The organism is Micromonospora sp. DT4, from assembly GCF_049841675.1.
Lineage (GTDB): Bacteria > Actinomycetota > Actinomycetes > Mycobacteriales > Micromonosporaceae > Micromonospora.
In genome coordinates this window covers 1-273 of the sequence record NZ_JBNCKT010000475.1, presented here as the reverse complement: position 1 = coordinate 273, position 273 = coordinate 1, and the positions used below count along the sequence as shown (strand labels likewise).

Annotated in this window: 1 protein-coding gene; it reads left to right on the top strand. The window is 74.4% G+C overall.

Annotated elements, in window-relative coordinates; genetic code table 11:
* On the top strand, window positions 1–273 hold a 273-nt coding region (locus ACLQ24_RS30590), incomplete at both ends, for a replication-relaxation family protein (protein ID WP_425895193.1).

The following is a 273-nucleotide window of genomic DNA, read 5'->3' as shown; positions in this document are numbered from 1 at the left end:
GCACGGCATCTGGCACGCCGGAGGGCGCACCGTCGGGTTCTTCCTCGAACACGACAACGGCACCGAACCCCTCGGCACCGTGCTGCGCAAGCTGCGCGGCTACGAGCAGCTGGCCGTCTACGGGCCGCGGTATCCGGTGCTGCTGCGCGTCCCCGGCCGCCGCCGCGAACAGCACCTCCTCGACGCCCTCGCCGGAGTGCCCACCGCCATGCCCGTGGCCACCGGCCTCCACGGCGAGCACCCCGCCGGGCCTGCCTGGACGCTGACCACCGA